The following is a 24,064-nucleotide window of genomic DNA, read 5'->3' as shown; positions in this document are numbered from 1 at the left end:
TGTCTTATGAAAAAGTGGTATGATAATGAACGATGTATTGAAAACTGTTGGAGGTGGGAATTTTGGCTCGCATTACAGAAGCTGAAGTTCGGCACGTCGCCGGACTTGCCCGACTTGCGATCACGGATGAAGAAGTGACGCACTTCACGGAGCAATTGACAAAAATTCTCGAGTTCGCCGAGCAACTCGATGAGCTGGATACAACGGGCGTCGCACCGACGACCCATGCCCTAGATTTGAAAAACGTACTACGCAAAGACGAGGTTCGTCCATCGCTTCCACGTGAGGAAGTCGAACGGATGGCACCCGACTGGGAGAACGGTCAAGTCCGTGTCCCTGCGGTCTTTGAGTAAGGAGGCCTTTCATGAGTTTATTTGACCACGGTGTAGCGAAACTGCACACGCTATTAAAAGAAGGCGAAGTCACGGTCACGGACCTCGTCAAAGAGTCGTTCGACCGAATCGAAGCGACAGATGATCAAATCGGTTCATTTTTGACACTGAACGAAGATGCGTTCGAACAGGCGAAACGCATGGATGAACTGGCGAAAACGTCAGACAATCCACTCTTCGGCATGCCGATCGGTGTGAAAGACAACATCGTCACGAAAGGGATGCGCACGACATGTGCCTCGACGTTCCTTGAGAACTTCGTCCCGGCACACGATGCGACAGTCGTCGAGCGTCTTCATGATGCCGGTACCGTCACAATCGGGAAGTTGAACATGGACGAGTTCGCGATGGGTTCTTCAAACGAGAATTCCGCGTTCAAACCAGTAAAAAACCCTTGGGACCCGACACGTGTACCAGGAGGTTCTTCAGGCGGTTCAGCGGCATCGGTCGCAGCTGGGCAAGTCCTCTTTAGCCTCGGTTCGGATACGGGTGGTTCGATTCGTCAACCGGCCGCGTATTGTGGTGTCGTCGGGATGAAGCCGACATACGGCCTCGTCTCACGTTTCGGCCTCGTGGCCTTCGCGTCGTCACTCGACCAAATCGGTCCACTCACGCGTACCGTCGAAGACAATGCTTACTTATTGAATACGATCGCGGGACATTGCGATATGGACTCCACGTCAGCAGAGGTCGAGGTGCCGGACTATACGGCAGCGCTCAACCAAGATTTGACGGGCATGAAGTTCGCACTTCCGGAAGAATTCATGGCAGAGGGTGTCGCACCTGGCGTCCGTGAACAGATTGAAAAAGCGATCGAGACGCTCAAGTCTCTCGGTGCGACGATCGAGACGGTCTCGATTCCGTCTGTGAAGTATGCCCTCTCGGCGTACTACTTGCTCGCATCATCGGAAGCCTCTTCGAACTTGGCTCGTTTCGACGGTATCCGTTACGGACGCCGCGCTGAAGCAGACACGCTCGACGAAGTGTTCACGTATTCGCGTGAACAAGGTTTCGGTGACGAGGTCAAACGCCGAATCATGCTCGGGACATATGCGCTCAGCTCTGGTTATTACGATGCGTTTTATAAGAAAGCACAACAAGTTCGTACCCTCATGAAGCAGGACTTCGCGAAAGTGTTCGAAGAGTATGATGCAATCGTTGGACCAACGGCACCGACGATAGCGTTCAAACTCGGCGAACAACTCGACGATCCGCTCACGATGTATGCGAACGATATCATGACGATTCCGGTCAACTTGGTCGGTATCCCGGCCATCTCGGTCCCGGCAGGTCTTTCAGAAGGACTTCCGGTCGGTCTTCAAATTATCGGGAACTACTTTGATGAATCAACACTTTACCGCGTGGCCCATGCTTTTGAACAAGCAAACGGCGGTTTCAAGATGCCACAGCTCTAAGGAGGACTTACGATGAACTTTGAAACGATCATCGGGATCGAGGTGCACGCCGAGCTGAGCACGAAGTCGAAGATTTGGTGTGGCTGCTCACGCACTTACGGTGCCGAAACGAATACACAGACGTGCCCGATTTGTCTCGGACACCCGGGCGTCTTGCCTAAATTGAACGAAGAAGCGGTCAACCTCGCCATCAAGGCGGCAATGGCACTCAACTGTGAGATTGCGACAGATACGAAGTTCGACCGGAAGAACTACTTCTATCCGGACACGCCGAAAGCGTATCAAATCTCGCAGTTTGATAAGCCGATTGGTTCGAACGGTCACGTTGACGTCGAAGTCGACGGAGAGATGAAACGATTCCGCATCGAACGCGTGCACTTAGAAGAAGATGCCGGAAAGATGAATCACACGGGCGAGAAGCACTCGGTCGTTGACTTCAACCGGACCGGTTCACCACTCATCGAGATTGTCAGTGAGGCAGACATGCGCTCACCGAAAGATGCGGTCGCGTATCTCGAACGTTTGAAAGAAGTCCTCTCGTTCGCTGGCGTCTCGGACGTCAAGATGGAAGAGGGGTCGCTTCGCTGTGACTGTAACATCTCGGTCCGTCCATACGGGCAGGAGAAGTTCGGGACGAAGACGGAGCTCAAAAACTTGAACTCGTTCTCAAACGTCTTGAAGGCGCTCGACTATGAAGAGACGCGTCATCGCAAATTGCTTCTCTCAGGTGGCGTCATGCGTCAGGAGACGCTCCGTTACGACGAAGCTGCGAAAAAGACGATTCTCATGCGTGTCAAAGAAGGGGCAGCGGACTACCGCTACTTCCCGGAGCCGGACCTCGTCCGTCTTGAAATCGATGAGGCATGGAAAGAGCGCATCCGCGCGACGATTCCAGAGTTGCCGGCAGTACGTCGTGAACGCTACATGAGCCAATACGGTCTCTCGGCATACGACGCGAAAGCCCTCACGTCGACGCGTGAGTTCTCGGACTTCTTCGAAGCGACGACAGCGGCTGGAGCGGAACCGAAAGCAGCAGCGAACTGGCTCATGGGTGAAGTGCTCGGTCACTTGAACAAGTCAAATGAAACGGTTGAGACGATGAAGTTGACGCCGGAATCACTCGCAGAGCTCATCCGCTTGATCGCGGAAGGGACGATTTCATCGAAAATCGCGAAGCGTGTCTTCACGGCGATGATGGAAGAAGCGGCTGAGCCGAAAGCATATGTAGAAGCGAACGGGCTCGCCCAAATCTCGGACGAGAACTTGTTACGTGGTTACATCCTCGAATTGTTCGAGGCGCATCCACAAATGATCGAAGACTTCAAAAACGGGAAAGACCGTGCGAAAGGCTTCATCATCGGGCAAATCATGAAACAGACGAAAGGGATGGCGAACCCGGCACTCCTCGATGGCTTGTTCCACGAAGAGATTGCAAAACGCTAAGCAGGCGGCGAGACACTTGTGTCTCGCTTTTCGCTCGAGTTGAGCATAGGGGAGAGAATCAATATGCAACGGAAACGTGCGCGGGTCATTTATAACCCGACATCTGGTAAAGAAGTGATCAAACGGGAACTCCCGTACATTTTGAACCGCCTCGAGGATGCGGGTTATGAGACGTCGACGTATGCGACGAAAGCGATTGGTGATGCCACGCTCGAAGCAAAACGGGCCTCAGCGGCCGAGTTCGATCTCATCATCGCCGCAGGCGGAGACGGGACATTGAACGAAGTCATCTCAGGGCTCGCGCCGCTTGAGAATCGTCCGACGATCGGTCTCATTCCGGTCGGGACGACGAACGACTTCGCTCGGGCGATGCGGATTCCACTGAGCGTCGTCGGTGCACTCGACGTCATCTGTGACGGCTTCGAGATGCCGGTCGACCTCGGGGAAATCGAAGGAGAGACAGGTGACATCCACTATTTCATCAATATCGCCGGCGGTGGGATCATGACCGAGCTCTCGTATGAGGTGCCATCGAAGTTGAAGACGGCGCTCGGTCAGCTTGCGTATTATGTAAAAGGGATGGAGAAGCTACCACTCATCAAACCGACGTACATCGAGCTCGAACACGACGAAGGAACGTTCCAAGGGGAAGTCATGATCTTTCTCACATCGAACTCGAACTCGGTCGGTGGATTTGAAAAAATCTCACCGCACGCATCGTTGAATGACGGGTTATTCGACTTGTTCATTTTGCGGAAATGTAACTTGTTCGAATTCATCCATGTCGTCCGCTTACTCCTCCGTGGAGAGCATTTATCGAGCTCACTCGTCGAACATGTGAAGACGAGTCGCGTCAAGATGAAGACGACAGAGCCGATGAGTTTGAACATCGACGGCGAGTACGGCGGGGAGTGTACAGGGGAGATGCGGAACTTATTCCGTCATTTGACGGTGCTCGCGCCGAACGCCCGGATCCGCGAGATGGAAGAGTTGAATGCACAATATGAACGCGAACAGATGATCAAGCAATTGTTCAATGTTTCGCTCGATAAAGCAGAGTGAAAAGATAGGAATGACGACATCAGTCATTCCTATTTGCAATGGAAGGAGCATTCGTATGCTACCAGTGAAAAAGAATGACCGTCTCGATGTGCATGTCCACGACCTGACCCATGAAGGGGCGGGTGTGGCGCGTGTCGACGGCTATACGCTGTTCGTCCCGAACGCATTGCCGGGAGAGACGGTCGAAATCGTCGTGACGAAGACGAACAAGCAGTACGGGTTCGCCCGATTGTTGAACGTGAAAGAAGCGAGTGCCGATCGGGTCGAGCCGCCGTGCCCGATCTTTTATCAGTGTGGCGGCTGCCAGCTGCAACACTTCAGTTATGAAGGTCAACTTCGCCAAAAACGGGAACGCGTCGTCGATGCGCTCAAGCGTCTCGGTCAGTTCGACGTACCGGTCCATGACACGATTGGGATGCCGGAACCTTGGCGCTACCGCAACAAGGCACAAGTCCCGTTCAAACAAGAAGGGGACCGTCTCGTCTCGGGCTTCTATCGTCCTCGTTCGCATGACATTGTCGAGATGAGCGAATGTTTGATTCAAGATGAGCGCAATGACAAGGCGATCCAAGTCGTCCGTGACGTATTGGATGCTCGCGGTGTGCCGGCGTATGACGAGAAGACAGGACGCGGTGTCATCCGTCACGTCATGACCCGTTACGGGTACCATTCGGGTGAACTGATGATCGTCCTCATCACGAAGACGACGAAGTTAAAAGGCGTGAATGAGATTGTCGCCGACATCGTCGAGCGTCTCCCGAACGTGACGTCGATCATGCAAAACGTCAACCCGGACAAGACGAACGTCATCCTCGGGCCGACGAACAAATTGCTTTACGGCCATGAGACGATTGAGGATAAAATCGCAGGACTCACGTTCACGATTTCTCCGCACTCGTTCTTTCAGGTCAATCCGGTCCAAACGGAGAAGTTGTACGGGAAGGCGCTGGAGTACGCACGACTGTCAGGTACGGAGCAAGTCGTCGACGCCTATTGCGGTATCGGGACGATCAGTCTCTTCCTCGCGCGTAAAGCGGCACACGTCTACGGCGTCGAAGTCGTCCCGGAAGCGATTGAGGACGCGAAACAAAATGCACTCGTCAATGAGATTGACAACGTGACGTACGCATGTGGTGCGGCGGAAGATATGCTCCCACAGTGGAAGAAAGATGGCGTGAATCCGGACGTGATCGTCGTCGATCCACCACGTAAAGGATGTGCCGAGTCGTTTCTTGAGACGATGGTCGAGATGGGACCGAAGCGAATCGTGTACGTTTCTTGTAACGTCGCGACACAAGCGCGTGATATGCGTTACCTCGCCGACCGTGGCTATCACTTGATGGAAGTGACACCGGTCGACATGTTCCCGCATACAGCGCATGTGGAGACAGTGGCGTGGTTGGAGAAAGTAGAATAAGAGATTCGAGGGGGCTTTGTCATGTTGCTTATTGCGAAATGACAGGCCCTCTTTTTCAGAAGATACATTTTGATTTGATATACACCCATATAGTTAGTATACTTATAATAAGTAAGCTAACTATATGATATGAGAAGTGTCGCTTTTTTGGGAGCGGGTCCAAAGAATGTCGAGAACGAAATGAAGAAGGTGATTATTTGGAAAATTTGTCTTATTTGTTGATTAAGTCCTCACGATTTTTAAAGGGAGCGTTAGACAAACGATTGCAAGAGTATAATCTGACAGCTACGCAATTCTCGGTACTGAATCAAATCACGGCTCACAATGGGAACATCACGTCAGCAGAAGTTGCGCAGCGATTAGAGTCCGACCGACCGACCATCTCTGCAATCATCAATAGGCTCGAAAGGGACGACTTCGTTGAAAAAGTGCAGAATCCACATGACAAGCGATCTGCGTACCTCAAGCTGAACGAAGAAACCTTAAAACTTGTAGACGAGCTGAGACGTGTTTCTGATGAAGTGAATGAAACGGTATTTGAAGCGTTCACTGAAGAGGAAGTGTCTAACATGAAAGCGTATTTAGTCAAACTGATGAAACGCTTTGATGACATGTGATTCGATGCAAAGAGAAATCGTTCTATTCTCATGACCGGAAGAAAATATTTTCACGTGTCCTTCGAGATATACGTTCAGACATATCACAATGATGCAAATTACTTTGTTGTCAGCTCACCAACGATGACAAAATTGATTTCAACACGTTTGAAAGACAGAGGCATACGAAAGAAAAATATCATCAAGGACACGTTCATCGGATGATAGGCGTTAAAATATGAATGCAAGGAGTGAAGGGTTGATGGGTTCAATTCTCGTGACTGGAGCGACGGGGAATGTAGGGAAACATGTCGTCAACTATTTGAACGGTCGAGATTCAGACGTTGTGGTGGCAGGACATCGCATAAAAGAACTAGAAAAGAGCTATCCGGGGATGAAAGCGGTCAGATTGGATTTCGAGGATCCGAGTACGTTTGAAGAAGCGTTACATGGCGTCGACCGCGTATTCTTGATGCGACCGCCTCAGATTGGGGACGCTGAAGTCTTTCGACCGTTTGTAGAAGCGATGAAGGCACAATCCGTGCGTCTCGTCTCATTTTTATCGTTGATGGGGGTTGAACGAAATCCGTTCCCGCCTCACCATAAAATCGAAAAAATGATTGAGGAGGCATCGATTCCTTACGCGCACATTCGCCCAGGTTTCTTTATGCAAAACTTAACTGGTGTCCATGCCGAAGAGATTAGGAAGAATCGTGAGATATTCATTCCTGCCGGTAACAGTAAGGTGAGTTTTATCGATGCTGAAGATATCGGTAAAGCGATCGCTCATGTTCTCCTGCACCCTAACGCTCATCAACATGTGGCTTATACGTTGACGGGTCCTGAAGCACTCGATTACGTGGACATCGCCAACCAACTAACCTTATTGACTGGGGAAAAAATCACCTATGCCAAGCCGAGTATGCTTCACTACCGCTCACGCTATATCAACGAACGGGGACTTAGCCCAGAGTACGTAAACGTAACGATGGCTCTTTATTTGATGACGCGCCTTGGCACGGCAAAGGCGATTACACATACGTTCAAAGAGTTGACAAGGGACGAACCACGGACGTTTTTCGAGTTCGCCAAAGCTCATCTTCATGAGTTCGAGCGAAAAGACGATGGAGATTCAACAAATGATCTATTTGACCTGAAGGAGGCGAACGTATGAATCGAGAGGAACAGATTCGTTTTGCGGCGTATCAAGTGATGGAGCTCGGAAAGATGGAAGTCGTCCCCGAAGTGTTCGCTACAGAATATGTCGCGCATGCAGGGGAACGGACGTATAAAGGCTATGCATTCATTCGACGTTTCTCAAAACAGATGAAGACTGCGCTTCCTGATGTCAAGGTGAAGAAGGTCGAGGTACTCGTTCAGACAGAAGATACTGTCACGTGGCAGCGTACACTTGTCGGGACACATCAAGAAAACATGATGGGCATCCCTGCGAGCGGGAAACAGATCGAATGGGTGGACATGGTCGTCTCCCGTTTCCAAAAAGGGTTGATTGTTGAGGAGTGGGTCGTCTCTGAACTGATGGGCGAGTTATTGGTGAAACGACCTAAAACAAAGTGATGGTGAAATGGGAAAGTACTTATGACTCAAACATAAGTGTTTTTTTGTTCGTCGCCAAAGAAACAAAGAGTATGTCTGATATGATGAATGTATGATCGAAAACGTATAGTCGGGGGAATGACATGAATATTCAACAGATGATGGAGTTCGAAATCGGGAAGGCACTCGACAAACAGTTGACCGAGTTACTCATGAAGTCTTTTGATTCACTTTATCATGAACGAAGCTACTTCAAGCAGTTGCCGCATCTTCGATTGATTGCATTTGATGAACAGCAGCACGTCATCGGGCAAGTCGGTTTAGACTTTCGCGTGATGAATTTGAACGGGGACCCGATTCGAGTGCTCGGGATTATCGACTTATGCGTTCAAGAAGAATGGCAAGGACGCGGGATCGGAGGAGCGCTGATGGAACGGGTGATTGCTCTCGGTAACGAGCATCGGATCGAATTTCTCCTGTTATTCGCTGACCGATCGGACCTTTACGAACGGATCGGGTTTCATACGGTATCGAACACATGCATGTGGCTTCAAATCGATGACCAAAACCAGACGACACGAGGGATTGGGGAGGCACCATTTGACGAATTGATGGTGAAGCCGGTAGGAGAAATGCAATGGACGGAAGGGACACTCGACTTGCTCGGATACTTATATTAGGAGGATACCGATGAACTATGAACAGGTGACAGAAACATATGAGGCGTATGCACAAAAGATCGGGGACCGGAAGCGCATGTATGAAACGATTGCGAACATTTTGACGTGAAGCGGGCGCTCTATCCCGGAAGTCACGTCGATATCGCCCCGTCCTTCGTCATCCCGCACGTCATCTATGTCGACAGTTTCAAAGGGGCGATTCGCTTTTTCAAGAAACTCGAAACGGTACAGGAACTGATTGATCAAAGAAAGGAATATGATGAGCCGTGTACCATTGAATTCTTTGGTCAAGACTATACGCAGCCGCTCGACATCGAACCGGTCGATTTGGTCATCTCGCAATATGCGGGATTTGTCGGGCAGGCGACGAAACAGTATTTGAAGCCGGGTGGCATCTTGCTTTGTAACGATAGTCATGGAGACGCGACGTTGGCGCGGTTCGATAAGGCGTTCGAATTGATTGGGGTCATGGGAAGTACGAATGAACTCGTTCAGACGGGGCTCGACGAGTATTTCCATTTACCGAAAGGGAAAGACGTCGATATCGCAGAAGTGAAGAAGGCAATGAAAGGTCCTTGATATACGAAACAAGTGGAGAACTATGTGTTTCAGAAAGTATAAAATGGAAATAAGTTAAAATATAATCTTCTTGTGGAAATCTAATCTTTTTATTGCCATACTTTATTAATGGACGATTCGATTTTCAGGAGGATGATGACTTATGAACAGAAAAATTTTAAATGGCATAATGATTTTTAGTCTGATTTCAATTCTAGTTGGATGTGGGGATGAGGCAAGTGATCACGAGGGTCAAATAAAGATTTCTACATCTGCTAGCTATTATGAAGGCGAAAACTATAAAGAAGTGATTGCTGACCTTGAAAAAAGTGGATTCAAAGATATTAAAACAAAAGCAATTGAGGACTTAGTTACTGGTTGGATTACAAAAGATGGAGAAATTGAAGAAGTTTCTATAGGTGGGAAAACTGATTACTCTGAAGGACAATGGGTTTCAGAAGATGAAGAAATTATCATCACATATCACACATTTGAAAATGATGAATCAAGTGAGAGCAATAGCTCTGAAGACGAAAAAGATAGTTCGAAAAATGATGAAGAAGTTGAAGAGGTAACTGAAGAAGAACCAGAAACGCTGACAAGAGATAATAATAAAGAATTAAATGCTGTATTAAGTGTGGATTTCGAGTCTGACCCATTGCTTCAAGATTTTGCAAAAGAATATAAAGGTAGCGTAATTGAATTCGATGCACATACTGCATATGTAAATAAACATGGAAGTTATGATACTCGCTTCGATTATTTGATACTTGTGGGTGACTACACAGAAGGCGAAACACCAGGCCCCAATTTTCAGCTCCGTAATGTAAACTACTCTGGCTTAAATTTAACGGGCGAAAATATTCCAGACCCTTTTGGAATTGGTCACAATATACGTATCACTGCTGAAGTGGTGGAGTATGAAACGGCATCTGAATTATTTTTAATTGATCCTATTTCTATCCAAATGAGATAAGTGTGATTCGTCCAAAAATGTAAATTTAGGAGGAATTCGATGAAACAATACACGATTCGAAACAGAAGCGTCCCGCTTTCCTTACATGATGCGGTCATCACAGAAGCGGCAGTGACCGGTTCGATGATACGTCTCGTATTTGCGGATGGAATCCGTGATTTGTTCAAGAAAGAACCTGTGTGGACAGGCCGCGCTACCGTGACGATTTCGAACGTGAACCGGGATTCTTCGTCACTTACACGCTTTGGTGAAACGACCTATTTGATGTGTCCAATCGAGCAACTCAGTCAGTTCGTCAAAACGGGACGCTTCGAAATCGTAGATGAGTTGTATGGTTATCGCCAGCTGTTATTCCGTTGCATGTGGTTGACCGATACGACATGTGAGACGGTGGAGCTGAGTCTATCCCATTCAAGTGAGCTCGTCATCCGATGGGAAGACGAGCCGATCGAAGAAATGTATGGATCTGAATCATTTTGAAGACATCGTAAGTCCTACATGTTGGGCGACTGCTCTCGCGACGTCTTGTTTTGATCGATAATCCGTTATCATTTCTTCTGCTTAAAACACCCCATAGCAAGTGGAATTTAGTTTCCACTGCTATGGGGTGTTTTCATGCTGTCTTTGGATTAGGTGATTCTGTTTCTCGTAACGCATCGACTTGTTTATATTCTTCGGTATCGGTCCACATCTCATCTTTCAACGGATTGAGACGTCGTTTGACGATGCGTGACACCTGCATGACGGCGAGGACGACGTTTAGAGCGAGACTGATGATTGCGAGCGTCCAGTTCGCTGTCGGGTTATAGGAGACGCTGACGTTAAACGTACTACCGACCGCAAAGAAGTAAGGGAACGTCATGACCCACATCATCCAAATTGTGAGTGTCTGGGCTCTGTTTTGCATCCACGTACCTTTCGCCCAAAGAAGGGCCGGAATCGTTGCGGCGATATTCAACGCGAATCCGGAATAGAATGCGTTGCCGGGAGCGCAAGAGTAAACATAGGAGATGTTCCAAATCCCGTATGCGATGATCCACAACTTCGTCTGGTCCGGCCAAATCATGTCCACTTTCTTACCGGACGTCGCAAAGATGCCGAACCATCCACAGATCAGGAGGACGTTCAAAATACCGGCGACGGCGTTCACGTAGTTCCAACCACCGGAGATATAGTACATGCCATCGACGACCCCTTCAAATCCCATGAATCCGACTTGAAATTCCCGGATGACCGCCTCGATGATATTGATAGCGAGAATGGCTGGAACGAGTACTAAATACCAAGGGTGCTTCTTATGGTAGTTCGTGAAGCGGATGACCATATAAATTAGTGCGCCGGTCAATGCGGAATACACTTTCACCCAATGGAACCAAGACGTTATTTCTGATTCGACGACGAACAGCCAAATCGGAGTCAAGGCGATTGGAAGCGCGATGAATAGGAGTTGACTCGCTCGTTTACCGGAACGGACGAACTCATTCAACCCAATCAAAAGCCCAAGTACGACGAACCACATGACGACGTTATGCCAAGGAATCGACTCAAAGAAAAACATAAAACGACACTCCTTTCGAAAATGAGATGATATGAAATAAATGCAATGGATAAACATACCGAACGTTCGTTATGCTTATGTGAAAAGTGTAACAATATATTGTAAGCGCTGTCAATAGAAGTCGCGGGCTCACACGGAAGTGTCGAAAGTTCACCACATCATTATGATATAATGAGCGATGAAAAACAGAGGAGGGTGCGAGATGATGATGAACGAAGGAAAGTTGAAAATTTTACAAGCCGCGCGTGAAATCATCGTCGAACAGGGCATCAAAGGCACGACACTCCGAGGGATTGCGGAGCGGGCCGGATTCAGTACAGGTGCGATTTATCATTACTACACCTCCAAAGAGGCGATTCTATATGACGTGATGGACGAGGGACTTGGAGAAGTCAAACGCATTGAGACCGTCTCCCATGACGATCAAAAAGAAGCGGCCGTGATCATCCAGGAAATCTATGAAGGCATGCAGGAACGGTTTCAAAAGGATGCGGAGAGCCGACTCCAGTTTTATCTTGCTCATGAAGCGATGATTGGAAATGAAGATATTCAACAGAAGTTCAAAGTGAAGTATGAAGATTGGATCACACGGATTGAGGCCATTTTTGTACGGGCTTACGGTGTCAAACAAGGACCGATGACTCGGGCGGTCGCCACGTGGACGATGGCCGGGATCGATGGGATGGTCCTCCAGACCCTACTTCGGACGGGAACAATTGAACCGGAATATACGAATCGTGTGCTTCATTATTTATTGACCGAAGGGTTCCCGAACTTTTTTCAACTCATTCACTCGAAAGAAACGGATCATGAGTAATGTCAGTTGATACAATCCGACGGACATAATAGAATAGATGAGTGATTTTGTTGGACTGTATGGATGAAAGGAACTGATTTTACGATGAAAGAAAACTTTTGGCGCGACCTTCCGCGTCCGTTCTTTATACTTGCCCCGATGGAAGATGTGACCGATGTCGTCTTCCGTCATGTCGTCGCCCATGCGGGACGCCCGGACGTCTTCTTTACGGAATTCGCGAACTCGGACAGCTATTGCCATCCGGAAGGGAAAGGCAGCCTCCGTGGCCGTTTGACGTTCACCGAGGACGAGCAGCCGATGGTCGCCCACATCTGGGGAGACAATCCGGAATATTTCCGTCAAATGAGTATCGGGATGGCTGAGATGGGCTATAAAGGACTCGATATCAACATGGGTTGCCCGGTACCGAACGTCGCGAAACGCGGAAAAGGGAGCGGCCTCATTCTCCGTCCAGAAGTGGCAGCCGAACTCATTCAAGCAGCGAAAGCCGGTGGACTCCCGGTCAGCGTCAAGACGCGACTCGGCTACTCGAAGCTCGATGAGTGGCGTGACTGGTTGACGCATATCTTGAAACAAGATATCGCCAACTTGTCCATTCACTTACGGACACGCTCGGAGATGAGTAAAGTCGACGCGCACTGGGAAATGATCCCGGACATCGTGAAGCTACGAGACGAGATCGCACCGGATACGCTCATCACAATCAATGGAGACATCCTCGACCGTCAAATGGGACTCGAGCTCGTTAAGAAATACGGGGTCGATGGCGTCATGATCGGTCGCGGGATTTTCAAGAACCCGTTCGCATTCGAGAAAGAGCCACGCGAGCACTCGATGGAAGAACATCTCGATCTATTGCGTCTGCAACTGGACCTTCAAGATAAGTTCCAAGAAGACGTGCCACGTTCGATTTCGAACTTGCACCGTTTCTTCAAGGTTTATGTCAAAGGATTCCGTGGGGCGAGCGAGCTCCGTCATAACTTGATGGAAACGAAATCGACGGATGAGGTACGGGCGCTACTTGATGCCTTTGTCGAGAAATATCATGAAGAAGAGGCAGCGCTCGCCGAGAAGGTCTCGACAGTCGAATAATTTTTGAGGGGATTCAGTTGTGCTGAACCCCTTTCTTGTGTGCAAAAAAGAAAAAGTAGGAAGGAATAGGATGGGAAAAATGAAACGTTTAATGCGATCGATTCGTATGAAATAAATGGAAGGAAGAGGAGGGGTGAACATGAACGAATGGCGTGAATCAGCAGTCGGGCTTGGCCTTGTGTTTGGAACGGCTGGCGGGATAATCATCTCTTTGTTAGTCGATTTTCCGTTTATGTATGGCATTGTCATCGGTTCAATCATCGGATATGGGGTTGGGCTTTTCATCTCCATTCGTACGATGAAATCATAAAGCATAAGATAATCAAAGGTCAGGAGGTTTATATATGAGTGAATTCCAATTTATGACGAACAATCGGAGTGACCTCAAGTCTCAAAAAAATTAGAACAACGTTATGCCAGAACGGGTCGATTGAAACAAGAAAATAATGAAGTAGGTCATTCAATGTTTGTGGGAAACAATGAAGTGCAGCACAGGGGGTCAGTACATACTGGGTCCTTGTTTTTCATGTTCCATCAGATGAGACACGATTCCCCGGGTTGTACAAATGATTGGACTAGATATAGAGAATGAATATATTTTGTCATGACTCTTGCCTTATAACCAGAAATAGGATATTTTTGATATATCGGATGGCGATATAACGAATAACGATACAAAGGAGCAGGATACGTGACGCAACAGTCAAGTACAGGCGCATTAACCGAGGCAGTCTATTATATATTACTCTCCCTGCAAGTCCCGAGGCACGGGTACGGCATAATGCAATTTGTCCAGGAACTGAGTCATGGGCGAGTTCAGCTTGCACCCGGTACATTATATGGGGCTCTTAGTAGTTTAGTCGAAAGAGGCTGGATTGAGGCACTCGAAGGAACAGGGCGGAAGAAAGAGTATGAGATCACGGAAACTGGTCGAGAGGCACTCCGGTCAGAATTAAATCGGCTAGAAGAACTGGTGCGACATGGTCATGAATGGACGAAGGAGTTGGATACATGAAGACGAAAACGGTCTATCGCATATTTGTTGATTATGAGAAGGAAGAGAAGTGGCTCAATGAGATGGCTCAAACCGGATGGGCGCTCGAATCCTTTCGTTTGATGAGATATGTGTTCAAACAAGTTGAACCTGGGACGTACACCTATCGAATCGAACTGTTGTCCAACTTACCTTCTCACCCTGAGTCGAAGGCGTACATGGCATTCCTGGATGAAGTGGGCATCGAAGTGGTCGACACCTCGTATCGGTGGATCTTCTTACGAAAACGAACGAGTGACGGACCGTTCCAATTGTATTCGGATTTTGATTCGATGATTCAGCGAGAAAAACGAATCATCCAACTGTATGGCGCAGTGCTAGCCGCCAACTTTGTTGTGGTGGTAGCGAATCTTTCCAATCCATATGCGCAGTGGACCGTCCTATTGAACATAGCTGTCGTCGCAATGTTGGCTTATGCGGTACAACATCATACTCGGAAAGTCAGGACGCTAAAAGGTCTCAAAGCGATTGGAGAGATGAAGTCGTCAGATTGAGCGCATGGGTTAGGAGGAGCAAGATGGATTCACCAGAATGGAAAGACTGTATCATTTGTTTTGGATTGATTGCGGGGACGACACTCGGTGTAATCCTCTCGTTCTTCTTCGGTGTTCAGTTGACGTACGGGATCGCGAGCGGAGCGATGCTAGGATATGTCGGAGGGCTTGTTGCATCGATTTGGAAAAAATGACTATTTTGTAAAAAGGGAAATCTGAAGTGTGTACCGAATTTCTGTATAACAAACGACAGAGGAGCGGATCAATATGGAACGGAAGATTACCGTTAAAGGGACAGGGAACGTCTCATCTCGACCGGATTTGATTGTGATTCACATGGACCTCGTCTCGAAAGCGCCACGATACGAAGATACGATGACCGAGGCAGCAAGTGCGGTGTCCCATCTTCAAAAAGCCATCACGCGCGCGGGTTTTGACAAGACGGAACTCAAAACGAGTGACTTTTCTATCGATACGGAATATGAGAGCTATCGCGATCGAGATGAGAATTATCGGTCGCGGTTTGTCGGATATGTCTGTAAACAGAAGACGAAGCTCGAATTTGCGCTCGATACGTCCAAACTATCGGACGTCATCGAACAAATCAGTCAATCTCGGGCAAATCCGACACTCTCGATTCGCTTCACGATGAAAGACCCAAATGCGATTGAAGATCAGTTATTGGTGAACGCTGCGGAAAATGCGAAGAAACGAGCGGAACTCCTTGCGAAAGGAGCAGGCGCCGAACTCGGGGACTTGCTTCAAATTGACTATACGTGGGGGGAGATTCATCTGTTTTCGCCTACAAACGTCCTCTATAGCCAGGACATCGTCTATTCGGAATCACGGATGCCTGAACTTGAGCCAGATGACATTGATGTCAGTGATTCGGCGACATTTGTCTGGAGCTTGAAATGAGGCGACTGATTTTCTTGATTCTCGTTTCACTCTCGATTACGCTGCCCGTATCTGCTCTTTCCTTTGCCTATACGTTTGTCGTGTTCGACCGAAACGCATATGAAGTGCTCGACACAACAATCGATGAGGGTTCGCTCGGTGACGTGATCGGTGAAGTGGGAACAACGGTCAACGATGAGACGGGACGATACTACGGGAATGCCTCGAACGGATATCCGATCGGGACAGTGTACCGTGAAGTCGACGGGGAGTCCGTGGAGGACGTCATCGCGGTCGAAGACGGCTCAGAATGGAAACGAGCGGAGTATCGATTCGAAGCACCGTACCATTCACGTGACTTTATCCAATTCTGCGGTTACGGCCTACTTGGAATGGGCATTGTGATGTTGAGTTGGACGTTCTACAAGCGAAGTTCGCTGTACAAAAAAGAGGCATGAACGAACGTGGAAATGGGAAGGGAAATAAAGAAAGGTTCGGCAAAGGGGGATTCATGATGAACATCTTGATTATTTTTGACTCACTATATGGTCATACAGAAAAGATTGCCCATGCGATGCAGGAAGAACTGTCAAAGGGGCATGAAGCACGTATGGAACACGTATTGAATATCGGATTGGGAGATCTCGCGCACATTGATCTCGTTGTGATCGGTTCACCGACGCATGGAGGGTATGAAACCGAGGACATTAAAGTGTTTTTAGACGGAATCTCAGACAATGCCCTACGAGGGAAGCAGACGGCTGCGTTTGATACGAGTGTCGTCAAAGAAAAACAAAATCCGATTCTCGGTAAAATCATCGACTGGTTCGGTCATGCGGTAAACCGCGTCGAAGGGGAAATGATTGAAAAAGGCGCAACGAACGTTCAAAAAGAATCGTTTTTGGTTGATGGGGAGACGGAGATGTTGAAAGAAGGCGAACTCGAACGCGCGAAAGCGTGGGCGCGAGAGTTGGTGAATTAATTAGTGATACGCATTCCATTATCGGGATGCGTTTTTTTGATGGAATCGGACAAAAGATTTTGGAAAGCGGGTAAATATTAAGTATCTAAACCTACCGAAAAGGAGTTGGTTGTGATGAGAAAAATGGAACGTGATGTATTCGTCGGTTGGATTGTCGTCTTGTTAGTCATTTTGGTGCATTTCCTCATCACCATCTCTCTCGGAAATTCGTACTTTGCCGAGAGTTCGTTGAATCGAATGATGTGGCTCTCGAGTTTTCCAGCATTCTTGATTACCTTCGTTGCAGCTTTTTTTCAAAAAACGAACACGATGATGTTAGCGGTTCGTCGGGGATTGCTATGGACCATTGAGTTGATTGTCGCTTTTACCGTTCTCGCTTGGGTGTTCCGTTCATTTGAAGGATTGTATGCGTATGCCGGTCTGTATTGGTTGTTCGGTGCCGTCCTGATTGCTCCTATTTTCTATCTGATGGCATTCCGCCGCCAACATACGAAACGGATCCGGACACCTTGACAGTAGCGCTTCCTTCTGAAGGAAGCGTTTTTAGATTGCCGTAGGATGGGAATGGGTGTAGAAAGTATAGATTGGAGGAGAGTGTGATGAGCCAATATTTTTCATCATCCTATGAAGAATCACGAGAGAAATTTATGAATTTACTGTCTGAGGTGAAACGATTTTATCCGAAGGCAGAGCTGTTGACGCATTCGATTGGGGACGAAAGTATCGACGTCATTTTAGGGGAGCCGAAACGGGATCGCAAAACAATGCTCCTCATGACGATTGGAGAACATGGGATTGAAGGATATGCGGGTGCTGCGGTGACTCACCAATTCGTTCGGACGCAACTCTCACATGTACGACATGAGACGACCGGCATTTGTCTCATCCATGCCGTCAATCCGTGGGGAATGAAACACTTTCGGCGGGTCAATGAGCACAATGTTGACTTGAATCGAAATTACGTCATCGACCGTGAATCGATTTCGTACAACGTCAATCGTGAATATGAACTGATGCGCCATTTATTCGTTCCGGATGGGGTGATTGACGACTACCATGAAGCAAGGGAACAGATTTATTCATTCCTCGGTTCTGGAATCAAACTCGACGGATTCAAAGCGATGAGTGGGGCGAAAGGAATGGGGCAGTACCAATTCCCGAAAGGTGTCTATTATGGAGGAGATAAAGACGAGTCGTCAGCTACCTTCTTGAAAGGAGTTCAACATGATTTGCTTGAACGCTACGGGAAAGTGGTGCACATGGACTGGCATACGGCACTCGGACCAACGAATGAGGTCACGATGGTCATCAGTAGGCGAGACGGACGAACTGAAGAAGAATTGAAACAGGCGTACGGTATCGACAACGTCAACGTGTATGATCCGGATAAGGTACTCGGAGACTCGACCAATCATTTTTACTATGTACGCGACACGGAATATCCGGACAAGGGACTCGTCTCCGCATTGTTTGAATTCGGGACGTTCGGGACTTCAACGAAAGCCTCCATTCGTGAATTTCTCACGATTATCTTAGAGAATCGGCTGTACTTTGAAGGAACGAAAGACCCTGAAGCACGTAACGGGATTCAAAATGAGTTCATGGCAATGTTTTATCCGGATAATCCGATCTGGCGGGAAGCCGTGTTGCGGGAAGGTGCGACAGCTATCGAAGGCTGTTTAAAAGGAGAGTCACTTTGGCGTGACGCATAGTAGGGTTTTTTGGAGTCGGAAACGGGAACAAGAAGGTTGTGAGTGTTTACGCTTAACATTGAAATAGTGGAGGGTTGATGATGGGATACATTACAGCACACGATGGCACGAATTTATATGTCGAAGACGTCGGTTCTGGGGAACCGATTGTTTTCTTACACGGTTGGCCAGCGAACAACAACATGTTCGAGTATCAGAAAAATGCACTCGTGGAGGCAGGATATCGCTATATCGGGATTGACTTCAGAGGATACGGGAAGTCCGATGCCCCGGCAACGGGATATGATTATGAAACGATGGCGTCGGACGTGCACATGGTTGTTTACGGACTTGGCCTGAAAGATTTCACGCTCGTCGGGTTCTCGATGGGCGGGGCGATTGCGGTCCGATATGCGGCAGATTATAAAGAGGACGGTCTCAAAAAGTTAGTATTAGCTGGAGCCGCGGCGCCAATTTTCACACAACGTTCAGACTATCCATATGGAATGACGACCGATGAAGTCGATGCCTTGATTGAGGATACTCGAGCGGACCGACCGAAGATGCTTGAAGGATTCGGGGAAATCTTCTTCGAGAAAGAACATTCGAAACCGATGCAAAACTGGTTCCACCACCTTGCGCTCGTCGCGTCGAGCCATGGTACGATCGCCTCGGCACAGGCGTTACGTGACGAAAATCTACGCGATGCCCTGCCGAAGGTTGATGTCGAAACGTTGATTATCCATGGGGTACATGACAAAATCTGTCCGTTCGCGTTCGCTGAACAGATGGAACAAGGCATTCCGAACGCACGAATCGAACGTTTCGAAGAGAGCGGACATGGTACCGTGCTCGACGAACGAGAGAAATTTAACGATACGCTACTACAGTTTGTTCAATAATTTTTGGCCTCCTAATGGGGGGCCTTTTGTATGTTTCGATGGATAAGAAGCAACTAAAAAGGGTATAAATCAATTGGAGTTCCTTTCCAATTTTCTCAAATCATCTGAACATTGCTGTGACAAGAATCACGATGATTTTTCGTGTCGTTATGGAGAAAGGGGGATAAAAATACGACGGGATTGTTCGATTAGTTCAACCTGTCCTACCATTCATGGTACAATAACGGGGTGGATTAACAGATTGAGGAGAGATTTAAATGAACATCGCTTTCTTTTTATATCCGAAAGAAGACGTCAAATATTTGGACCCCGAATCAACGGTGCGACAAGCGCTTGAAAAGATGAAACATCATCGATTCACGTCTGTCCCACTCGTTTCGGAGAACGGTTTTTATGCCGGGACGATGACAGAGGGGGATTTACTTTGGGCACTTGCAGAACAACTTCGAGGGGAAGAAGACTATGAAAAAGTGCTCCGGACACGTCTAAAAGATATCAAACAACGCGTTCGATATAAGCCGGTCTCGATTACGGCGCAAATTGAAGAACTCGTCGATGCGATCACGGACCAAAACTTCGTGCCTGTCGTCGATGACGGAAAATATTTCATCGGCATCATCCGACGTCGTGACATCATCGAGTATTACTCGACAAAGTTGAAACAACTCGAGAATGAAGTCCGATAATAAACAAGCCAGAACCGACTCGCGGTTCTGGCTTGTTTTACGTTTCTTCCCGCTTTGTTTTTAAGAAAGGGAGTGGGGCGATGATTGAAATGTAGTAAATAAACGTGATGACGAGCAACAAGATGATTGCCGGTAAATAAGGGCCAATCAGTGGAATGACGAGCAGGACCGCAAGAAACGCGAGTCGCTTCCAAGATAGATTGAAAAATAGTCGATTGAAGTAAATGACACCGTATCCAAACAGGACGATCGCGACATACAGCGTGATACGATGTGCCAAATCGAGTGTCTGCATCGGATCGTGTATGATTGCAATCTTCACGACGGCGAGTAAAATGATGCCGAGAAACATCGAGAGGTGTGACCAATAGAATCCGGCCTTAGCTGTCTGATCTCGTTTATCCGTGTGCATGTTATAGAATCGATTTTCACGTTTTTCATCGTCTTTCACATAGGAGTACCAGAGTAGAACGGTTAGGGTGAGTGCTAGAATCATCGTCAAGACGACATCGGACGTTAAATCCTCATCAATCGCGGCTCGACCGGTCGAAGCAATTGTTTCACCAAGGGCAATGACCAAGATGAGATAATGACGCTCAAGGAAGTGCCAGGATGACACTTCGAATTGACCTCTGTTTTTTTGTACGAGGGGTCCCAATACCGCCACAATCGCGACAATTCCCCATACAATCAGGCGCACATTGCCCTCGAACAGCGAAGCGACAAGGATGATGATGCTAAACGAGATATTATATGGAACGATGGCGAGCATAGCCTTTTTCGTATCGTCATTACTGTGAAGCAAGAACAATGTTGAATGTACTGCGACGATCACTAAAAAACCAAGTCCAAAAATAAATCCATCTTGATTGTATGCATTTGGGATCGCAACGGAAATCAACATGAAGCCAATCATTCCGAGCGTCATGAAGATTTGATGATTTCTTCTTGTCAATTTGGTCGTATTCGTCAACCAAATATACCCTTCAAAGATATACCAAATGAGAGCCATGAGAACGAGAACCTCTAAAAACGTATGAATAGTGAGATGACGTTCAAGTTTTAAGGTGAGTTGTATGAACGTAAAAACAAAAACTAAATCAAAAAACAGTTCAATTTTTTCTACCTTTTCATGATGAGGGGGCATAGGAGAACTCCTTTTTCATAGATTCATTGTTATTTACCCGTCTGCTTCCCGAAAACACCCTTCGTTTTTAAAATGAAGGTGGAAATCAATCCAATAATGAGAATTCACATGTTGATTAGAATGGTAGGGACTAAAAGTGTCCATGAAAAAACAAAGGGACTTAAAAACAATCCGGTTGAAGTAACGCTAGATCATTGGTTGTAGGTAGCAAGTTTCATCATGTGCACTTGAACAGCAATCACGGTCATCCACTACAGGTAACCGTTTTTTGTATGGAGAAGTCGGGTAAATGGACAGAGACAAGGAGGGAGTTAGGATGGACTTAGTGACCTTTATGTTTACAGATGACGGTTCCATTCCGAATCATCCGGATTATCCGGCGCTCTTGTATCGCGGTGTCTTTGATGACCCGAGCGGCATGCGAGAGACGTTCGCCCATAACGAATGGACGAACAGTTGGGTAAACGGGGTGTTCGACTATCATCACTATCACAGCAACTCGCATGAAGTGCTAGGCGTGGTACAAGGTGAAGCGACCCTTCAACTCGGAGGAACGAACGGGGACCTCGTCCGCGTCAGTACGGGTGATGTCCTCATCTTGCCAGCAGGGACGGGACACCGCCGAATCGAGGCGAGCACAGACTTCCAAGTCGTCGGGGCATATCCGGACGGTTGCGACTATGACACGCTGACCGGGAAGACGGAAGAACGACCGGACAGCTTGAAGCGAATCGAACGAGTTGAGAAACCGACATTTGACCCTGTCTTCGGGACGACGGGTCCGTTACATGAAGCATGGACAAAGGAGGAAATATCATGAATCAACGACTTCCACACTCTTTATTACTTGCAGCATTAAAGCAAAACGTCGTCGAATTGAAAGACGGACGGGAGATGCGTACACTTGGACAAGGCACGTGGCGTATGGGGGAAGAGGCATCGAAGCACGACGCTGAGGTCGAAGCGCTTCGAACGGGGCTCGACTGTGGGCTCCATGTCATCGACACGGCAGAGATGTACGGAGAAGGTGAATCCGAGCAGTTAGTCGGTGAAGCCATTCAAGACCGACGCGAGGACGTTTTCCTCGTCTCGAAGGTGTATCCGTACAATGCGTATGGCGACAAACTCGTCAAAGCATGCGACGCGTCACTCAAACGACTCGGGACGGATTATCTCGATCTTTACTTACTTCACTGGCGAGGCGACGCCCCGCTTGAGGAAACGATTGCCGGGATGGAGCAGCTCAAGGCAGAGGGCAAGATTCGGGCGTGGGGTGTCTCGAACTTTGACGTCGAGGATATGAAAGAGCTTCTCGCATTACCGAACGGTGACCATTGTGCGGTCAACCAAGTACTCTATCATCTCGGTAGCAGAGGGATTGAATATGACCTGCTTCCTTACATGAAGGAACAAGGCATCCCGGTCATGGCGTACGCCCCGCTCGCTGAAGGAAGTGACGTGAAAAAAGACGTCTTCGAAAATGAGACGGTCAATCGAATCGCGGAGGCGTATAGTGCCTCGGTCGCGCAAATTTTACTTGCCTGGACGATTCGGAGCGGACATGTGATTGCGATCCCGAAAGCGGGACAGGCCGAGCACGTCGAGGAGAATGCCGCAGCGCTCTTGCTCGATTTGAGTGAGGAAGATTTCGCGGCGTTCGATGAAGCTTTCCCACCACCGACGACAAAACAACCGCTAGATGTCATTTGACGATGTGAACTGGACCGATCAATGGTCCAGTTTTTCTTTTGTCGAAATCGATTGTCACGCACATGTTGCGGGTAAATAAAGGAAGGACTTGCTTGTGTAGAGGAGACTGATACGACAAGGGAGCTGAATTCAGAATGGAACAGACGTTTACCGCGGAAGAGTTCAAAGAGAAGATGTACTCGAATTTGAAAGTGCGGCCGAGTGATTCGGTTATTTTGATGTGCTCGATTTTTATCGCGTCTATCGGATTAAACATGAACTCGATTCCCATCATTATCGGGGCGATGTTGATTTCACCTCTCATGACGCCAATTTTAAGTATCGGTCTTGCCCTCTCACTTTATGATATGAAACTGCTACGGGCAGGGATACGTCTGCTTCTCGTTCAAGTCGCGGTCAGTCTGACGGTCGCTACAATCTATTTCGCGATTTCTCCCATCACGTATGCGAGTAATGAAATCATCGCACGGACCGAACCGACGATTTGGGATGTCATCATCGCTTTCGCTGGGTGGGTATCTCACAAGTGTTGACGAAGCAAGACGCGAACCATAAAAAAATCAATCGACTTCTCATTGCCTTGTCTGTCTTCATCGTCGTCCCAAGTATCTTCTCGGCCGCGACGCTCGTTCAAGACAGCATCATTCGGACCGGGATCAACAATTTCATCGAAGAGGAGTTTTCAGACGCCATTATCATCAGTCAGGACTACCAGGAAGATGATGATTTGCTTCTCGTGACGACGACAGGGAAACGGTTGACCGAAGAGGAGCTTGCCGAAATCGGATCGCGCCTGCCGGACTACGGGCTTCGCACTATTGAACTCTCGGTGACGCAAGTGCCAGATTTGAACGGGTTGTCCGGAGAGAAGGTAGCCGAGCTGCTTTAAAAATATTTAGAAAGCCGCCTGCAACAATTCAACTTGTTCGACAGCCGTC

At 48.1% G+C, this 24,064-nt stretch carries 31 protein-coding genes; 29 read left to right on the top strand and 2 right to left on the bottom strand.

Going from position 1 to position 24,064, the window contains the following annotated elements; all coding sequences use genetic code 11:
- The first annotated feature begins 62 nt into the window (after positions 1–62).
- The 12 genes from gatC to KNO76_RS08520 all read left to right on the top strand — a co-directional run bounded on the left by gatC (position 63) and on the right by KNO76_RS08520 (position 10,576).
- Positions 63–353: an Asp-tRNA(Asn)/Glu-tRNA(Gln) amidotransferase subunit GatC gene (gene gatC / locus KNO76_RS08575; RefSeq protein WP_214884716.1), complete on the top strand. Its 291-nt coding sequence runs from the start codon at positions 63–65 to the stop codon at positions 351–353.
- A gap of 11 nt (positions 354–364) precedes the next feature.
- Complete coding sequence (gene gatA / locus KNO76_RS08570) at positions 365–1,807, top strand: Asp-tRNA(Asn)/Glu-tRNA(Gln) amidotransferase subunit GatA (RefSeq protein WP_214884713.1); 1,443 nt, start codon at positions 365–367, stop codon at positions 1,805–1,807.
- Positions 1,808–1,819: 12 nt separating this feature from the next.
- Complete coding sequence (gene gatB / locus KNO76_RS08565) at positions 1,820–3,250, top strand: Asp-tRNA(Asn)/Glu-tRNA(Gln) amidotransferase subunit GatB (RefSeq protein ID WP_214884708.1); 1,431 nt, start codon at positions 1,820–1,822, stop codon at positions 3,248–3,250.
- Between the two features lie 63 nt (positions 3,251–3,313).
- Positions 3,314–4,312 carry a diacylglycerol kinase gene (locus KNO76_RS08560; RefSeq protein ID WP_026825339.1) on the top strand — a complete coding sequence of 333 codons (999 nt, stop codon included), beginning with the start codon at positions 3,314–3,316 and terminating at the stop codon, positions 4,310–4,312.
- A 55-nt stretch (positions 4,313–4,367) separates the two neighbouring features.
- The gene (gene rlmD / locus KNO76_RS08555) at positions 4,368–5,729 is read left to right on the top strand and encodes a 23S rRNA (uracil(1939)-C(5))-methyltransferase RlmD (RefSeq protein ID WP_214884705.1); all 1,362 of its coding nucleotides are present in this window, start codon (positions 4,368–4,370) and stop codon (positions 5,727–5,729) included.
- A 197-nt stretch (positions 5,730–5,926) separates the two neighbouring features.
- Complete coding sequence (locus tag KNO76_RS08550) at positions 5,927–6,346, top strand: MarR family winged helix-turn-helix transcriptional regulator (protein ID WP_214884703.1); 420 nt, start codon at positions 5,927–5,929, stop codon at positions 6,344–6,346.
- Positions 6,347–6,587: 241 nt separating this feature from the next.
- The gene (locus KNO76_RS08545) at positions 6,588–7,499 is read left to right on the top strand and encodes an SDR family oxidoreductase (protein WP_251127946.1); all 912 of its coding nucleotides are present in this window, start codon (positions 6,588–6,590) and stop codon (positions 7,497–7,499) included.
- A complete protein-coding gene (locus tag KNO76_RS08540; RefSeq protein ID WP_214884694.1) occupies positions 7,496–7,903 on the top strand; it encodes an ester cyclase in 408 nt (135 codons plus the stop codon). The genes KNO76_RS08545 and KNO76_RS08540 overlap by 4 nt, the downstream gene beginning before the upstream one ends.
- Positions 7,904–8,025: 122 nt before the next feature.
- Positions 8,026–8,562, top strand: coding sequence for a GNAT family N-acetyltransferase (locus KNO76_RS08535; protein ID WP_214884691.1), 537 nt, complete (start codon positions 8,026–8,028; stop codon positions 8,560–8,562).
- A gap of 105 nt (positions 8,563–8,667) precedes the next feature.
- Positions 8,668–9,141 carry a hypothetical protein gene (locus KNO76_RS08530; RefSeq protein WP_214884688.1) on the top strand — a complete coding sequence of 158 codons (474 nt, stop codon included), beginning with the start codon at positions 8,668–8,670 and terminating at the stop codon, positions 9,139–9,141.
- Positions 9,142–9,283: 142 nt separating this feature from the next.
- Complete coding sequence (locus tag KNO76_RS08525; RefSeq protein ID WP_214884685.1) at positions 9,284–10,096, top strand: DUF4839 domain-containing protein; 813 nt, start codon at positions 9,284–9,286, stop codon at positions 10,094–10,096.
- Positions 10,097–10,135: 39 nt separating this feature from the next.
- The gene (locus tag KNO76_RS08520) at positions 10,136–10,576 is read left to right on the top strand and encodes a hypothetical protein (RefSeq protein ID WP_214884683.1); all 441 of its coding nucleotides are present in this window, start codon (positions 10,136–10,138) and stop codon (positions 10,574–10,576) included.
- A gap of 133 nt (positions 10,577–10,709) precedes the next feature.
- Here the strand turns inward: KNO76_RS08520 and KNO76_RS08515 are convergent, their stop codons facing one another.
- Positions 10,710–11,654, bottom strand: a complete 945-nt coding sequence (locus tag KNO76_RS08515; protein ID WP_214884682.1) for a DUF5692 family protein — start codon at positions 11,652–11,654, stop codon at positions 10,710–10,712.
- 202 nt (positions 11,655–11,856) lie between these two features.
- Between KNO76_RS08515 and KNO76_RS08510 the strand changes: the two genes are divergently transcribed.
- From KNO76_RS08510 to KNO76_RS08450, 13 genes are all read left to right on the top strand, one after another.
- Positions 11,857–12,471: a TetR/AcrR family transcriptional regulator gene (locus tag KNO76_RS08510; protein WP_214884681.1), complete on the top strand. Its 615-nt coding sequence runs from the start codon at positions 11,857–11,859 to the stop codon at positions 12,469–12,471.
- 84 nt (positions 12,472–12,555) lie between these two features.
- Complete coding sequence (locus tag KNO76_RS08505) at positions 12,556–13,563, top strand: tRNA dihydrouridine synthase (protein WP_483297390.1); 1,008 nt, start codon at positions 12,556–12,558, stop codon at positions 13,561–13,563.
- A 139-nt stretch (positions 13,564–13,702) separates the two neighbouring features.
- Entirely contained in the window at positions 13,703–13,873 is a 171-nt protein-coding gene (locus KNO76_RS08500) for a hypothetical protein (protein WP_214699646.1), read from the top strand.
- A 381-nt stretch (positions 13,874–14,254) separates the two neighbouring features.
- Positions 14,255–14,578 (top strand): PadR family transcriptional regulator, encoded by a 324-nt coding sequence (locus KNO76_RS08495; RefSeq protein WP_214884679.1) that lies wholly within the window; start codon positions 14,255–14,257, stop codon positions 14,576–14,578.
- Complete coding sequence (locus KNO76_RS08490) at positions 14,575–15,111, top strand: DUF2812 domain-containing protein (RefSeq protein ID WP_214884678.1); 537 nt, start codon at positions 14,575–14,577, stop codon at positions 15,109–15,111. Before KNO76_RS08495 ends, KNO76_RS08490 begins: the two co-directional genes overlap by 4 nt.
- A 23-nt stretch (positions 15,112–15,134) precedes the next feature.
- Positions 15,135–15,305 (top strand): hypothetical protein, encoded by a 171-nt coding sequence (locus KNO76_RS08485; RefSeq protein ID WP_161634147.1) that lies wholly within the window; start codon positions 15,135–15,137, stop codon positions 15,303–15,305.
- Between the two features lie 73 nt (positions 15,306–15,378).
- Positions 15,379–16,029, top strand: a complete 651-nt coding sequence (locus KNO76_RS08480) for an SIMPL domain-containing protein (protein ID WP_214703362.1) — start codon at positions 15,379–15,381, stop codon at positions 16,027–16,029.
- Positions 16,026–16,466, top strand: a complete 441-nt coding sequence (locus KNO76_RS08475) for a hypothetical protein (protein ID WP_214884676.1) — start codon at positions 16,026–16,028, stop codon at positions 16,464–16,466. Before KNO76_RS08480 ends, KNO76_RS08475 begins: the two co-directional genes overlap by 4 nt.
- Before the next feature lie 56 nt (positions 16,467–16,522).
- Positions 16,523–16,990 (top strand): flavodoxin family protein, encoded by a 468-nt coding sequence (locus KNO76_RS08470; RefSeq protein WP_026825350.1) that lies wholly within the window; start codon positions 16,523–16,525, stop codon positions 16,988–16,990.
- 114 nt (positions 16,991–17,104) lie between these two features.
- Entirely contained in the window at positions 17,105–17,503 is a 399-nt protein-coding gene (locus KNO76_RS08465) for a hypothetical protein (protein ID WP_214703365.1), read from the top strand.
- Between the two features lie 86 nt (positions 17,504–17,589).
- Positions 17,590–18,702, top strand: a complete 1,113-nt coding sequence (locus KNO76_RS08460) for a M14 family metallopeptidase (RefSeq protein ID WP_214884674.1) — start codon at positions 17,590–17,592, stop codon at positions 18,700–18,702.
- 77 nt (positions 18,703–18,779) lie between these two features.
- Positions 18,780–19,583 carry an alpha/beta fold hydrolase gene (locus KNO76_RS08455; protein ID WP_214884672.1) on the top strand — a complete coding sequence of 268 codons (804 nt, stop codon included), beginning with the start codon at positions 18,780–18,782 and terminating at the stop codon, positions 19,581–19,583.
- A 257-nt stretch (positions 19,584–19,840) separates the two neighbouring features.
- Positions 19,841–20,269 (top strand): CBS domain-containing protein, encoded by a 429-nt coding sequence (locus tag KNO76_RS08450; RefSeq protein ID WP_012727014.1) that lies wholly within the window; start codon positions 19,841–19,843, stop codon positions 20,267–20,269.
- 37 nt (positions 20,270–20,306) lie between these two features.
- Here KNO76_RS08450 and KNO76_RS08445 read toward each other — a convergent pair whose 3' ends face one another.
- Entirely contained in the window at positions 20,307–21,416 is a 1,110-nt protein-coding gene (locus KNO76_RS08445) for a low temperature requirement protein A (RefSeq protein WP_214884670.1), read from the bottom strand.
- A 316-nt stretch (positions 21,417–21,732) separates the two neighbouring features.
- Between KNO76_RS08445 and KNO76_RS08440 the strand changes: the two genes are divergently transcribed.
- From KNO76_RS08440 to KNO76_RS14070, 4 genes are all read left to right on the top strand, one after another.
- Complete coding sequence (locus tag KNO76_RS08440; protein ID WP_214884668.1) at positions 21,733–22,236, top strand: cupin domain-containing protein; 504 nt, start codon at positions 21,733–21,735, stop codon at positions 22,234–22,236.
- Complete coding sequence (locus tag KNO76_RS08435) at positions 22,233–23,126, top strand: aldo/keto reductase (protein ID WP_285800441.1); 894 nt, start codon at positions 22,233–22,235, stop codon at positions 23,124–23,126. The genes KNO76_RS08440 and KNO76_RS08435 overlap by 4 nt, the downstream gene beginning before the upstream one ends.
- A 134-nt stretch (positions 23,127–23,260) precedes the next feature.
- Entirely contained in the window at positions 23,261–23,659 is a 399-nt protein-coding gene (locus KNO76_RS14075; protein WP_251127945.1) for a DUF389 domain-containing protein, read from the top strand.
- Entirely contained in the window at positions 23,653–24,015 is a 363-nt protein-coding gene (locus KNO76_RS14070) for a hypothetical protein (protein WP_251127944.1), read from the top strand. Before KNO76_RS14075 ends, KNO76_RS14070 begins: the two co-directional genes overlap by 7 nt.
- The last annotated feature ends 49 nt before the right edge of the window (positions 24,016–24,064 follow it).

The sequence above is a fragment of the Exiguobacterium sp. s101 genome (assembly GCF_018617835.1).
Classification (GTDB): domain Bacteria; phylum Bacillota; class Bacilli; order Exiguobacteriales; family Exiguobacteriaceae; genus Exiguobacterium; species Exiguobacterium marinum.
Note: the sequence above shows the minus strand (reverse complement) of the source record. Positions and strands in the feature narration are given on the sequence as shown.